The following is a 14,138-nucleotide window of genomic DNA, read 5'->3' as shown; positions in this document are numbered from 1 at the left end:
TTAAAAAACGTGAAATGGAATTCAAACCATTTCACGTCTAAAATCACTTCTAATTAGTCTTTATCATCAAAGCCATTTGGATGCTTTGAGTGCCATGCCCATGCAGTTTCAATCAAACTGTGAACATCATCATATTTTGGTTCCCAGCCTAAGATCTTGCGGGCCTTGTCTGAAGCAGCAACCAATGAGTCTGGGTCTCCGCCACGCCGGCCGGCAATTTCTGCAGGAATTTCTTTTCCTGTAACTTCACGTGCAGCCTTCAACATTTCTAAGTTTGAGAATCCAGTTGATGAACCCAAGTTGAATGCATCTGATGGATTGCCATCACGCAAGTAGTTCATTGCTAAGATGTGAGCGTCGGCCAAATCGTATGGGTGAACGTAATCCCGGATGTTTGTTCCATCTGGAGTATTGTAGTCGTCACCGTAGATTTGAAGCTTGTCGCGCTTGCCTTGAGCAACTTGTAAAATAATTGGAACTAAGTGGGTTTCTGGACCGTGGTCTTCACCAATTGAGCCATCTGGCTTTGCACCCGCAACGTTGAAGTAACGTAATGCAACCCACTTGATGCCGTATGCTTCGTCAGCCCACTTCATGATCTTTTCCATCATTAACTTACTTTCACCGTAAGGGTTGATTGGGTTTTGTGGATCTGATTCCTTGATCGGCATGTGATCTGGAATACCATATGTTGCAGCTGATGATGAGAAGACTAAGTTCTTTACACCAACTTCTTTCATAACTTCAAGAAGCTTGATCAAGCCTGTAATGTTGTTATCAAAGTACTTCAAAGGTTTGTGCATTGATTCGCCAACCAATGAGTATGCAGCAAAGTGAATTACCGTATCGATATCAGGGTTTTCCTTGAATACCTTCCGCATAAAGTCTTTGTCTGCAATATCGCCTTCATAGAATTTTGCTTTGTCGCTAACAGCTGCACGGTGTCCTGTGCATAAATTATCAACGACAACTGTATCTTCGCCGTTTTCGATCAAACGGTCAACCATATGTGAACCGATGTATCCGGCTCCACCTACAACTAATACTGATGCCATAATATCCTCCTATTAGAGTTGGTCTCTAACATTCTTATGTAATTAAAAACTTATTTCTTCATTGAAATAAATTTTCCTAAAAAGGATTATACACTTTTTACATTTTTCATGCATTAATTTGCCTTTCTAGATTTCACTTGTCATCTTCGCGGCCATGTGCTTAACTGGTAATAGCACTATATAAGAGGAGTTTAACCATGGCTGAATTGATTTACCAGCAAATTATCACCGATTTAAAAAAGAAGATTTTTAATAATGAATTTCCAGACATGAAATTGCCTGATGAACGCAGCCTTGCTGAAAAGTACGATGTAAGCCGCAGTTCGATCAAACGGGCGCTCAGCCGGATGGCCAGTGACGGAATCATCTTTAAAAAGCGCGGTTCCGGAACATTCATCAACCCACTTTACTTAAAGAACGAATCTGTCTTTAATTACGGGTCCGGTAAAAATCTTGGAATTTCAGACAACTTCCAATTAAACGGTGAAAAGCCCAGCGTTAAAGTTTTAAGTTTTGATGTTGTGCGTCCCACTGCTGAACTCCAACGCGACCTCTTCCTTGAAAGCGAAGACTTTGTATACCAGATCAAGCGGTTGCGGTTCTTTGACGATCAGCCATTTATGATTGAAACCGGCTTTATTCCGATCAAGCTGCTTCCGAAATTGAGCAGTAGCATCCTCGAAAAATCGATTTTCGACTATGTTCACCGTGAATTAAAACAATCCGTTTCAAAATCATTCATGTCAGTTTTTGCCGAACCGTCAACCCAGCAAGATCAAGAATTGCTGAAGCTTGATCCAACTCAACCCGTCGGCGTCATGGAAGGCATCTTCTTCCTTGATAACGGAACGCCGTTTGAGTTTTCAAGCATGCGGCTGCACTATGAATATATGAAGTTCAATTCATTTGTAAGTATTCAATAAAAAAGAAGGTTGCACTCGTAGCCTTCTTTTTTATTCTCCTAATTGATCGCCATTCATAATTGAATTTTTAACGATCACATAATCAACTTTCCGTAAATCAGTTAATTTCCGACCGCCGGCATATGAAATCGACGACTGCAGGTCTTCCTGCATGGCTTGCAACGTGTCACTGATCTTGCCGCGGTATGGTACTAATAACTGCTTTCCTTCAATGTTATGCACATCATTTTTTTGAACGGCTGAGGCTGAACCCCAGTATTTCTTATACTTTTGACCGTCAATCGTTACGATTTCACCCGGTGATTCCAAATGACCGGCAAACATTGAGCCGATCATCACCATCGAAGCGCCGAACCGAATCGACTTAGCAATGTCGCCATTGTACCGCACACCGCCATCCGCAACGATTAGATGATGAGCAACCGCGCTGCATGCCTGGATTGCAGCCAATTGCCAGCCGCCCGTTCCAAACCCGGTTTTCAATTTAGTAATGCAGGCCTTTCCGGGCCCGATTCCAACTTTCGTAGCATCGGCACCCGCACTTTCCAAGTCGATCACTGCTTGCGGCGTTGCAATGTTCCCCACGATCACAAAACTTTCCGGTAATTGCTTCTTGATATAATCGATCATTTTCATTACATAATCGGAATGCCCATGCGCAACATCGATTGTGATATACTCTGGAACTTCATGCATTTCCTTTAATTGATCAACTAATTGATATTCACGATCCTTGATTCCAATTGAGATCGATGCGTATTGGCCTTGCTGGTGCATCCGTTGCACGAACGCTGCCCGCGTTTGCGGTTCAAACCGGTGCATCACATAAAAATACCCGTTTTGGGCCAACCATAAAGCAAGGTCTTCATCGATCACACTTGCCATGTTTGCCGGAACGACTGGTAACTTGAACGTCCGGGGGCCGAATTTAATTCGGGTATCCGCCTCTTTCCGGCTTTTTAAAATACATTTGTTTGGAATTAATTGCACATCTTCATAATCAAAGGTTTCCATTTTCGTCTTCCCCTTTAAAATCCTTAAAATGACCATTGATTATTTTATAGAAACTCTCCGTGATTTTCAAGAACAAAATCAGTTTTTATTCATTAAATTGTTCATCATTAGTTGACAATTCAAAATAATCGTTCATAATAAAGTTAACATTTAAATTAACTTTTTGCTTATATAATCGCTATGATATGGTTAGCAAGTTTCTACCCGATACCGTAAAACATCGGACTATAAGCTTTGAACGTTCGGAGTTCTTTGAAAGCCGTTCATTTTTGCAGTTGCTTAACCATCAGCATTTCCAAGCAAAAATGAAAGGATTTTTTTATACATGGAAGAACTTAAACAACGAATCTTACAAGGCGGTCAAGTCCTTGATGGCGACATTTTAAAGGTCAATTCATTTCTGAACCACCAAATCGATCCGCAATTAATGCAACGGATCGGTGAGCAATTCAAACATCTTTTTGATGACCAACCAATCACTAAGATTTTAACGATCGAAGCTTCCGGAATCGCACCGGCTCTGATGACGGGCTTGGCTTTTAACGTTCCGGTCGTCTTTGCCCGCAAATCCAAAAGCGCAATCCAAGATGACAACAGCTACCACGCTGACGTTTTTTCATACACCAAAAAGGTTACCAATCACATTTTAGTTGACCGCAAATTCATTCGCCCAACTGATCATGTTCTGATCATTGACGATTTTTTGGCAAATGGTGAAGCAGTCAACGGCTTAATTCAAGTGTGCGCCCAAGCAAAGTGCACCCTTGATGGAATTGGAATCGTGATTGAAAAGGCCTTTCAAAAAGGCGGCCAGCAGCTGCGTAATTCAGGCTACCGGCTTGAATCTCTCGTTCGAATCAAATCACTTGCTGACCAGCACGTCACCTTTATGGAGGATTAATCATGAACCAGCCATCATCTGAAGTTAACCACCGCAAAGCATTTATTTTAGGAATCCAACACTTACTGGCAATGTATTCCGGGGCGGTTGCCGTTCCGTTATTAATTGGAACCGCATTGCACTTCTCCAGCACCCAAATGACCTATTTGGTTTCAATCGATATTTTCATGTGCGGCCTGGCCACCTTCCTCCAACTTGCCCGCAACCGGTACTTTGGAATCGGCTTGCCCGTCATTTTAGGCTGTGCCATTCAAGCCGTTGAACCGCTCAAAATGATCGGTCATGAATACTCAATTGGGACGATGTACGGCTCGATTATCGTTGCCGGAATTTTCGTTTTCCTGATTGCCGGGCAGTTCGCTAAAATTCGCAAACTTTTCCCGCCAGTCGTAACGGGCAGTTTGATCACCGTGATTGGACTGACCTTGATCCCTATCGCCGTTCAAAACCTCGGTGGCGGAACCGTTGCCAGCAAATCTTTCGGATCACTGTCAAATATCGCGGTTGGCGGCATTACGATTTTGATCATTCTCGCAATTCAATTTTGGGGCAAAGGATTTATCCGTTCGATTGCCGTTTTGATCGGCTTGATTGGCGGAACGATCGTTGCCTCATTCATGGGAATGGTTTCGCTCAAACCCGTTACCCAAGCCGCATGGTTCCACGTTCCGCAACCATTTTACTTCGGGATGCCACGGTTTGCCCTTTCACCTTCGCTAACGATGATTATCATTGCCTTGGTTTCAATGGTTGAATCGACCGGTGTTTTCTTTGCTTTAGGAAACCTGCTTGACCGCGACATTCAAAAAGAAGACCTGAAAAAAGGATACCGGGCGGAAGGATTAGCCGTGATCCTGGGCGGAATCTTTAACACTTTCCCGTATACAACCTTTTCTCAAAATGTCGGCTTGCTTGAACTTTCTGGAATTCGGACTAAGCGCCCGATTTACTGGGCAGCATGCCTGTTGATGTTGATGGGGCTGCTTCCGAAAATCGGTGCATTAGCAACCATCATTCCCACTCCAGTTTTAGGCGGCGCAATGCTCGTCATGTTCTCAATGATCAGTGTTCAAGGAATTCGCATGCTTTTGAAAGTCGACTTTACCGACGAACGCAACACGTTGATCGTTGCCATTTCAGTCGGTGCCGGCCTGGGTGTCTCAGTTTACCCCACCATTTTCCAAGCATTGCCGCAATCGCTTCAGCTTTTCCTCGGAAACGGAATCGTAATTGCCAGTGTCTGTGCCGTTGGATTGAATCTCCTTTTGAAACGGCCGAAATTCAGAAATCGTGAATAATAAAAGAAGGTGTGACAAAACGTAAAAAACGAGCGTGGTGGAAGCAGAAAAGCGAACGAATCGCGCAGCGAAGATTCGGAGGTTTTCGAACTTCCACATAGCTCGTTTGTTTTGGAACCCGATTATGCGGATATAGGAAAGAGGTTGCGACTTATACGTCACAACCTCTTGTTTTATAAGATCGGCGATAACAGCCGTGAGAAGTACTGTTTGAATTTCCGCCACCGGGATTGCTTTTCAAAGTATTCCGGAGTTAATTCTGTACAGTGTTCCAAATCTTTTTCGTAAATTGTCTTCAACTGCCGGGTCAAATCTGCGTCATAGCAAAACGCATTACATTCAAAGTTCAATTCAAAGCTCCGGAAATCAAGGTTAGCTGATCCAACCGAAGCAATCGTATCATCGGTAATCATCGTCTTCGCATGCAGGAAACCATTATCATAGCGGTAAACCTTGACCCCATTATTTACCAAGTACTTCGCATAGTATTCCGTTGCGCGGTAAACAAACGGATGATCCGGCTTGCTTGGGATCATGATTCGTACATCCACCCCTGATAATGCCGCAATGATCAGCGATTCAATCACTGAATCATCCGGGATCAGGTATGGCGTTTGAATGTACAAGTAACGTTGCGCAGTTGAAATGATCTTTTGGTATCCGCGCCGAATCGAATGCCGTTCGCTATCCGGGCCAGATGAAACAATCTGCATCTTGGTCTTGCCGTTGCCTTCAAAGACCGGGAAATACTTCTTTTCAAATTCAAACCGGCTCTTCGTTGTCCGCCGGCAAGTTGTATTCCAGTCCATCATGAATCGGGCCTGCATTTGAATCGTTACCATTCCGTAAACGCGCATGTGGGTGTCGCGCCAATAACCGTACTTTTCGAGCCGGCCAAGGTATTGGTCCCCAATGTTAAAGCCACCAATATACCCTGTTTTACCATCAATAATCACCAGTTTACGGTGGTCGTGATAGTTCAGCCGCGGGGTTGTGATCAGCTGCTTTTCAGAACTTGAAATGAATCCTTGCGCTTCGCCGCCCAGCTGTTCTAGCCGTTTGAAAAACTTGTAGTTGGTTCCAATCGAACCCCACATGTCATACAAGACCCGCACTTCGACCCCGCGTTCAGCCGCATCCTCCAAGGCGTGCAAAACCTTGTGACCGATTTTGTCCGCATAAAACGTGTAAAATTCGATGTGAATGCTGTGCTTGGCATTTTGAATATCTTGCAACAGTGAATCAAAGAAAGCTTTTCCGTCATCAAACAACTTGGTTTGATTATTCGTTGTTAAAAACGCCCCTTCCGCTTCAAGGAACAAATGCTCCAATTCACGTTCCTGCTGGGTACTGTTCTTGTCCAGGTCCCGCTTTTGCCACATTTCTTTTTGGCGGCGCGTCAGCGAGTTAATAACCTTTTCCTGTTCTTTTTGGATCGTAAAGATCTTATCGTGCGAGATCTTACGTCCCACAAACAGATACAGCAAAAATCCAAAAATCGGAATAAACACCAGCACCAGTAACCATGCCCACGTCGTTGAAATATCGCGTTTTTCATGGAAAACCGTAATAATTGCAGCCAGTAAGTTAATGATCCAAATAACTCCAATTATAATCCCCAAAGTATGCAAAAAAGTGCCGCTCCTTTCTCGAAAATCATTTACTTTTATTTTACCAAAAGCAAACCATTCGATAAACCGAAGTGGCACTTAATTTTATTGCTTTACCTGTTGATGACCCGTTCCGGCGCCCGGAGCTGGATAATCAGAAGTCAAGATATATTTCTGAATCAGGTCAACGATCTGCTGATTTTGCGGCAAATCAGAGTGTTCAGCGTTCACACCCGTTACCGTAATTTCAGTATAATGTTTGACTTGGCCTTGATAAACATACTTTTCTGCTTCCACACTATTCAACGGAACTAGCCCGTCAGAGTCGTAGTTTTCGGTTCCCGCAACGGAATAAACCGTCAAATTCTTAGGAATGTTTTTCCGCGCCTTAATAAAGTCAGACAGCATTTGCGTTTTATATTTAAGATTTGTTTCATCAAAGTTAAATGGCGAACCAATCGTCATCAAACTTGTCATTCGAACGTCATAATCTTTATAGTATTTTTCCAAAAAGGCCGTATAAACCAGCCCGCCGTTTGAATGTCCAATCGCCTTATAGTTGTTGAAATAGTATTTTTTCTGCAGCGCTTTGAAGGCTTCATTGAACATCTTGGCTTGTTTCAAAATGTTACTATACCCATCATGATTATTTTGAAAGCCGACAACAATGATCGGTTCATTATCACCAGACCGAATCTTGCCATAGTATTTGATTTTCCCGTCATTGAATACTTTGACCTTTAATAAACTGTGATTCTGGTGATCAGTTTGATTCAACAGCTTGACCATATCATCAAACCGGTTGACCGTTGCTGAACTTCCAGGAATCATGATCACCGGTGAAAGCTTCGAATTTTGCCAATGAGCAAGCTCATCAATGTTATTGCGCGTCCAAAAATACGATGGAATTGCCATTGCTAACATGATGATTCCTGCAACCAATAAGAAAATCCCACTGCGTTTCTTATGTGCATCCATCTTTTTCACTTCCTTATTACCGCATTCTTAACCGTTGCCGTTCCTTGGTCTGCATTTCGTTGCGAATTTGCTCTGACAACTTGACGAATGGAATGTAGATCAACACATCAAGCGTCATAATTAAAATTCCGACCAGAAGTGCCATGAAGTTTCCACCCGTTCCAATAAACGCTGACAGAACTCCTGGCGTATCAAGCGGTGACGGATAAGTAACTGGCGGCATAATTTGAAAATGAATCGCCAACGCCGCAATCAACATGTTAACTACCGGCGTTGCGACAAATGGAATCAGGAATATCGGATTAAATAAAATTGGAATTCCCAATAAAATCGGCTGGTTAGCATTAAATAACGTTGGAAAAACTGCCCATCGTGCAACCTGATGATACCGGCTCGTCCGGGCAACAATGATAATGGCAATGACAAGGGCTAAGGTTGAACCCACCCCGCCAAACGTTCCAAAGCTGTGATATAGCGTTGTTTGCGTATACTTATATGGAACATTCCATGGACTATGGTGTTTCAGGGCATACGTTAGGTCCGCAACCGCCGCCGGATCATCATTGAAACTTGCTTGGTTGTACGGGCCGCTTAATCCTAGCCATGCCAAGAAACTTGACCATGCCCCTAACAGCAAGGTTGCAACTAAGCCGTGTTTTTTCGATGATAATGCTTGGTAGTAGTTGGAGATCCCCGCTGGAATTTGGTATTTGTAAATTTGAATAATCAGCTGGTTAACAATAATTGCTGACCCAAGGGTGATCATAACCGGGATGATCGTCCGGCAAGCCCGTGAAAATGAATCTGAGCGAATCGAAATTGGTTTCCGGTTAAAGATTCGGAAAATCTGCCCCGTAATAAAACCAATTAAAATTCCAACCAAAATTCCTTGAATCCCCATCAAATTATTATTGACGTTGAATTGAAGAAAAGTCTGCGGACCATATTGACGCTGGACTGGACGTAAAGTAATAATCAAGAATGCCAACATCCCGGTCATCCCCGTCATTTCAGTGTTTTTATGATATAACCGAGCAGTGTGCACACCAGCCTGATATGCAGCCAGAACCGCCAAAATTTTAACCGTCATCATACTGAAGGCTGCAAACATTGACCGGATCCGCGCAACGTGCGGCAACCATTGGGTAATATAAAAGATGTTTCCAATAAACCCTGTTCGCGACAGAATTGAAACGTTGAACACCGACGCAATACTGCCTAAAACCGCAAACGGAAAAAGCATCAGCATCGTTCGCCGCATTACTAAAATAAATGGGAGCTGATACAGTTTAACGATCAACTTGTATCCTTTCTCCGATAACTTCATTTCACTTACCTGATTTCTATAGTATCTCTGTTGGTCATTATACAATGAAAAAGCCCTTGAACCTACTAAATACATTGAATCTTCAGTAAATTCAAGGGTTATTCATTCAATATTCATTTTTACTTTTCATTGCGCATTTGCCGCTTAATCGCTGCTTTGAGCATAAATGGTGCTGCAAGGGTCGTCAGGATGATTACAAAAATCACGCCCGAGTAATATTCTGAACTCAACAAATGAGCCTCATACCCGATTTGGGCGATGATCAGGGCCATTTCACCCCGCGAAACCATTCCTGACCCGATAATATTCATTGAATCGTAATTCATTCCTAAAACCTTTGCTCCCAGGCCGCAGCCAAGCCACTTGGTGATCAATGCTAAAATCGTTAACGAAACGATAAAAATCAAGTCGTCAAAAAAGCCCTTGAACGTCATATTCAAGCCAATGCTAACAAAGAACATCGGAATAAAGACCGCATAGCCGATCGGTTCGATGTTGGAATCAACTTCCTGCTTATATGGGGTTTGGGCAATCGCAACCCCTGCAAAAAACGCCCCAACAACATCGCTTAAGCCTACCTGTTCAGCAAGCCATGCCATCCCTAAGCACAAGACGATCGACATTAACGTCACTGATGAAGCAACTTTTAAGTGCTCACCCAGCCGCATCATCTTCGGCGCGATCCATTCAAACAGGAAGAAAATCATCACAAAGTAAAGGGCATCCAATAAAAAGCTCATCCAAAGGTTGCTTGAGTGATGGCCACCCTGTGCTTTGGCAACGTTGCTAAACATGCTTACCAGCACGCTTAAAATGATCACCGAAATAATATCATCGATTACGGCCGCTCCAAGAATCGTCGTTCCTTCCTTGGATTTTAGCCGTTTCAATTCCTTCAAGACTTCAACTGAGATACTGACCGAAGTTGCCGAAAAGGTTACTCCCAGAAAAATCGCCTGTTCAAACGAAAAGTGAAATAACTTTCCGAAAAAGTAAATCAGCACCACGGGAAAAACAACACCGCTGAAAGCAACCGCCAGTGCCGGTTTAAAATACTTTTTCAGCATTCCAAGGTCACTTTCAAGCCCTGCGATAAACATCAAAATGATGACGCCAATCTCAGAAAAAGTATGCATAAACGCGTTGTTATGTACCCATCCTAAAACGGCCGGACCAATCAAAATTCCAACCAGCAACTGCCCAATGACAGCCGGAATTCCAATTCGCCGGCTAAAGTGACCTGCCAATGAAGTTGTGATCAATACCAAACATAATGTTCCTAAAAATTCCACGATCAAATTCCTTTCTCGACTCGCATCGATTGCCTATAAAAAAAGAGTTTGCCTAAGGTTGACAAACTCCACTCCGAACAAATATTTCAATTACTATCTTACCATGCCCCACTTTTTTTGTCATGTAATCTCCAATCTTGATATACTTAAACTAACCTTTAATGGGAGGAATTTTGAATGAAAATTAATCAGTTTGCACATCTTAAAGTTGATCATCAGCAAAAAATTAATGAACTTCAAAAAATTAATTTTTTAGACGCTGATGCATGCACACTGCCATTAAATGACCTTTACCTTCATTTCCTACGGTGTGCGTTGATCGAAGCTCAAAGTTCAAGTACATTTGATCAAAAATTACACGCATTGCTCGCAACCTCTGATCAAGACTTAAAGGATTATCTTGATCATCAACAATTGACGCTTGAAGTCTTCTACACGGTTGCAATGCAACTATTAGGCTTTGAAGTTAATGATGACTTTGAAATCGATCATCTATTTGAAAAAATGGATGACCTGCACCTTTTCCACCACGATCAGTTAACCAATGCAGCCGACTTGATCGATGCTTGGTATGATTTGCTTTGTACTCACGGCAAAGGCGGCCGAACCTACCTTGATTTGTTAGCTGCCAAGGGCTACTTTAAACCATTCTGGAATTTGCCGGTTGAGCAAAAGCCGCTGATTTTCAACGGAAAAACGCAACCGGTATTTGACACTTCTAAATTGATTCGGGAAGTCGTTTACGTTGAATCATCCTTGGACACTGATCATGACGGCAAACGCGATCTGCTGAAAGCCGAAATCATTCGGCCTGCCGAAACCAACGATGGTTTAAAAGTTCCGGCGCTTTATACTGCCAGTCCTTATAATCAAGGAACCAACGATCATGCAGCTGACAAATTAATGCACAACGTTGACGTGTCGCTGAAGCGCAAGCAACCAAACAACAATACATATGAAGACATTGAATTTCATGAATCCGCCGTTGAACTTCCGCCTGCGCGCCAAGTCCAAAGCGAAACGCAAACGGCTGAAGAAACGTTCGGTCACGCCAAAGCCGTTACCTTAAACGACTACTTCCTTGCCCGCGGGTATGCTGCCGTTTATGCAGCCGGAATCGGAACAATGGATTCTGACGGCGAACGGACTTGCGGTTCAAAGGAAGAAACCGAATCGACGATTGCAATCATTGAATGGTTGGCAGGCAACCGGCGGGCATTTACCAATAAAACCGACAACATCGAAATCAAAGCATGGTGGTGTAACGGCTCCGTTGCAATGACCGGGAAATCATACCTCGGGACGCTTGCAACGGCTGCAGCTACAACCGGCGTTGACGGTTTGAAGACCATCATTTCAGAAGCTGCGATCTCAAGTTGGTATGACTACTACCGGGACGGCGGGCTTGTAATTGCTCCCGGCGGCTTCCCAGGTGAAGATGCCGATATTCTTGCCGAAGAATGTTTCAGTCGACAAAAACAAGCCGGTGATTACCTGAAATGCAAGGACCAATTCAACCGTGATCTTGCCGAAATCACAGCCGGCCAAGACCGGACAACCGGAGACTATAATTCATTTTGGGACGCCCGCAACTATCTTAAAGATGTCGAAAACATTAAGTGTGACGTCGTAATGGTTCACGGATTAAATGACTGGAACGTTAAACCACGAAACGTGTATAACTTGTACCGTGAATTAGATAAACTTCCAGTTGTCAAAAAGCTCTTCCTTCACCAGGGGCAACACATTTATATCAATAATTTTCAGTCAATCGACTTTACTGATATGATGAACCTCTGGCTTGCCAATAAGCTGTACGGGGTTGAAAACCATGCCAATGACCTTCTGCCGGATGTATGCGTTCAGGATAATAGTTGTGAAAGCACCTGGCATTCATTTAATGGTTGGCATACTGCCAAACCAGAAACCCATCAATTTGGATTTGAAAATGAACAGCTCGTTGACCATGCAACTGCACCAGCAGTCGCATCATTTAATGACCAGCTTGAACAAGCTGCCTTTGATCAGTATAAAAAGAACTGGAATCAGTGGCGCGCTGATCTTTTAAGTGATGAAAAAAATGCCCTTAATAACAACCGGTTGATCTTCAAGACGGAAAAGCTGCAACACGACATCTATCTTCAAGGATGTCCGCACATTAAGTTAGACGTTGCCTCGAGTGTTGATAAGGGAATGCTGAGCTTCATGCTGGTTGATTTCGGAATGGCCAAGCGGCTGGGTGAAGTTCCAGCAGCCCTTGATCTCAAGGCCCTTGATGCCGGTTATCAATGGCGTCCTGATGATTTGAAAGAATTTAAGCTTGGAAAACTGACTCCGTGGAAAATGATCACGAAGGGACACATCAATCTTCAAAACCGTGAACATCCATGGAAAACGGATGAATTAGTTCCAAAAACGTTCTACCAATTCGAATTGGACCTTCAGCCGATGTTTTACCATTTGCTTAAAGGTCATCAACTTGGGCTTGTAATTTACTCAACCGACATGGAAATGACCGTCCGCGGGAATGAAGACATTACTTACTCACTTCAACTTGAAAACTGTGAATTAAATGTTGATTACGAAGAATTGAATTAAATTTAATTATGAGAAAATTTTTATTTATGGTCATTTGTTGTTTCTATCAGATTATCAATACTTCAAAAATAGATTTGATAGAACACACTTAAGTGCTAATTCAACAGTTGAATTATACTATAAGTTTTCAAATGTAAATCAAAAGGAACCTTTTAGCGAAAAGTCATATGTTTCGCTATTTAACCCATTAAGAAGATACTGGAAAGGATATTATAACTACGCTTATATTAGAAAATAGATTACACCTAATAAAAATATAAGTTTCCAGGCGGTCCATTTGGGAGCATTAATTACCAAAATCAACTCACCAGTAAGTTTATGCTATCTATATTTAACAAATAAGTTTAATTGTCAGCATTCTTGGATCGTTATTAGGTATTTTAATTTGGTTAGTATTTTTAATGATTCCGCCACGGCTGAGATTCTTGCCATCTTCCGTCCAGATTAAACTTATAGAATTCTGACTACTCTATATTCCGAGCTTACGAAATTTATTTTGGATAATTATTCTAAACGTCTACGATATAGCATTAATCCAGATTAGTTTTAATAAACGCAGGCCACTTTGCCTTGTTATTTCAGAACAATTTTTATTAAAAATACAGCCTAATTAAAACTAACATTCTCGTTCAATATTTATGCTTAAAAAGGTATAATTATATTTAGCATTTACTATTGAGGTGATTTTTTGGATAAAAAACAATTTTCAATCGATGATAAACTTTTTATAATATATAACTTAACAATGCGGCTTGAAAAAGAAAAGCTTTCGGAAAGCCAATTTAACGATCTTTCAATAAATGATTTACATATCATACATATTATCTATTTGTTAAATGACGCTACAATTTCTAAAATTGCCAAATTAACGACTGTCTCCACGTCTGCTTTAACTGGAAACATTGATAAATTAGAAAAACTCGGATATATAAAACGCGTTCCTAGTAAAAAAGATCGTAGAGTCACTAACATTGTTTTTACTTCAAAGGGAAAATTACTTTCTAGGTTACATAACAAAGAGCACTTAGAATTTACTAAGTCATTATTAAAGAATTGTACTGATGTTGAAGTAAATAAATTAAACGAGGAGCTTGACCAATTAATTAAGCATCTTGAAAACAAAACAGCGGATAAGATTTAAT

Annotated in this window: 11 protein-coding genes and 1 riboswitch; of the genes, 5 read left to right on the top strand and 6 right to left on the bottom strand. The window is 42.0% G+C overall.

Going from position 1 to position 14,138, the window contains the following annotated elements:
• Nucleotides 1-53: 53 nt before the first annotated feature.
• Nucleotides 54-1,055 (bottom strand): UDP-glucose 4-epimerase GalE, encoded by a 1,002-nt coding sequence (gene galE, locus Q3C15_RS08105; RefSeq protein ID WP_057907185.1) that lies wholly within the window; start codon nt 1,053-1,055, stop codon nt 54-56.
• 197 nt (nt 1,056-1,252) lie between these two features.
• On the opposite strand from galE, the gene Q3C15_RS08100 reads away from it, so the two are divergent.
• Nucleotides 1,253-1,978 carry a GntR family transcriptional regulator gene (locus Q3C15_RS08100; protein ID WP_057826981.1) on the top strand — a complete coding sequence of 242 codons (726 nt, stop codon included), beginning with the start codon at nt 1,253-1,255 and terminating at the stop codon, nt 1,976-1,978.
• Nucleotides 1,979-2,008: 30 nt separating this feature from the next.
• Here the strand turns inward: Q3C15_RS08100 and Q3C15_RS08095 are convergent, their stop codons facing one another.
• Nucleotides 2,009-2,992, bottom strand: a complete 984-nt coding sequence (locus Q3C15_RS08095; RefSeq protein WP_283601350.1) for a GMP reductase — start codon at nt 2,990-2,992, stop codon at nt 2,009-2,011.
• 147 nt (nt 2,993-3,139) lie between these two features.
• A riboswitch (purine riboswitch) is annotated at nt 3,140-3,240 on the top strand.
• Nucleotides 3,241-3,317: 77 nt separating this feature from the next.
• Between Q3C15_RS08095 and Q3C15_RS08090 the strand changes: the two genes are divergently transcribed.
• Together Q3C15_RS08090 and Q3C15_RS08085 are read left to right on the top strand one after the other, a co-directional pair.
• Nucleotides 3,318-3,893, top strand: a complete 576-nt coding sequence (locus tag Q3C15_RS08090; RefSeq protein ID WP_283601349.1) for a xanthine phosphoribosyltransferase — start codon at nt 3,318-3,320, stop codon at nt 3,891-3,893.
• A gap of 2 nt (nt 3,894-3,895) precedes the next feature.
• A complete protein-coding gene (locus Q3C15_RS08085; RefSeq protein ID WP_283601348.1) occupies nt 3,896-5,191 on the top strand; it encodes a nucleobase:cation symporter-2 family protein in 1,296 nt (431 codons plus the stop codon).
• 173 nt (nt 5,192-5,364) lie between these two features.
• On the opposite strand, the gene cls is transcribed toward Q3C15_RS08085, so the two are convergent.
• The 4 genes from cls to Q3C15_RS08065 form a co-directional block, all read right to left on the bottom strand.
• The gene (gene cls, locus Q3C15_RS08080) at nt 5,365-6,822 is read right to left on the bottom strand and encodes a cardiolipin synthase (protein WP_302704908.1); all 1,458 of its coding nucleotides are present in this window, start codon (nt 6,820-6,822) and stop codon (nt 5,365-5,367) included.
• Between the two features lie 84 nt (nt 6,823-6,906).
• A complete protein-coding gene (locus Q3C15_RS08075; RefSeq protein ID WP_064208054.1) occupies nt 6,907-7,779 on the bottom strand; it encodes an alpha/beta hydrolase in 873 nt (290 codons plus the stop codon).
• Between the two features lie 16 nt (nt 7,780-7,795).
• On the bottom strand, nt 7,796-9,106 hold the full coding sequence (locus Q3C15_RS08070; protein WP_283601346.1) for a PTS transporter subunit EIIC: 1,311 nt from the start codon (nt 9,104-9,106) through the stop codon (nt 7,796-7,798).
• Nucleotides 9,107-9,225: 119 nt separating this feature from the next.
• Complete coding sequence (locus tag Q3C15_RS08065) at nt 9,226-10,398, bottom strand: cation:proton antiporter (RefSeq protein WP_283580665.1); 1,173 nt, start codon at nt 10,396-10,398, stop codon at nt 9,226-9,228.
• 177 nt (nt 10,399-10,575) lie between these two features.
• Here Q3C15_RS08065 and Q3C15_RS08060 point away from each other — a divergent pair, with 177 nt between their 5' ends.
• Both Q3C15_RS08060 and Q3C15_RS08055 read left to right on the top strand, forming a co-directional pair.
• On the top strand, nt 10,576-12,996 hold the full coding sequence (locus tag Q3C15_RS08060) for a Xaa-Pro dipeptidyl-peptidase (protein ID WP_302704906.1): 2,421 nt from the start codon (nt 10,576-10,578) through the stop codon (nt 12,994-12,996).
• A 688-nt stretch (nt 12,997-13,684) separates the two neighbouring features.
• Entirely contained in the window at nt 13,685-14,137 is a 453-nt protein-coding gene (locus Q3C15_RS08055) for a MarR family winged helix-turn-helix transcriptional regulator (protein WP_283579951.1), read from the top strand.
• Nucleotide 14,138 lies beyond the last annotated feature (1 nt).

It is taken from the genome of Ligilactobacillus sp. 110_WCHN, from assembly GCF_030518115.1.
GTDB classification, from domain to species: domain Bacteria; phylum Bacillota; class Bacilli; order Lactobacillales; family Lactobacillaceae; genus Ligilactobacillus; species Ligilactobacillus aviarius_C.
This window is presented reverse-complemented; position numbering and strand designations above follow the sequence as displayed.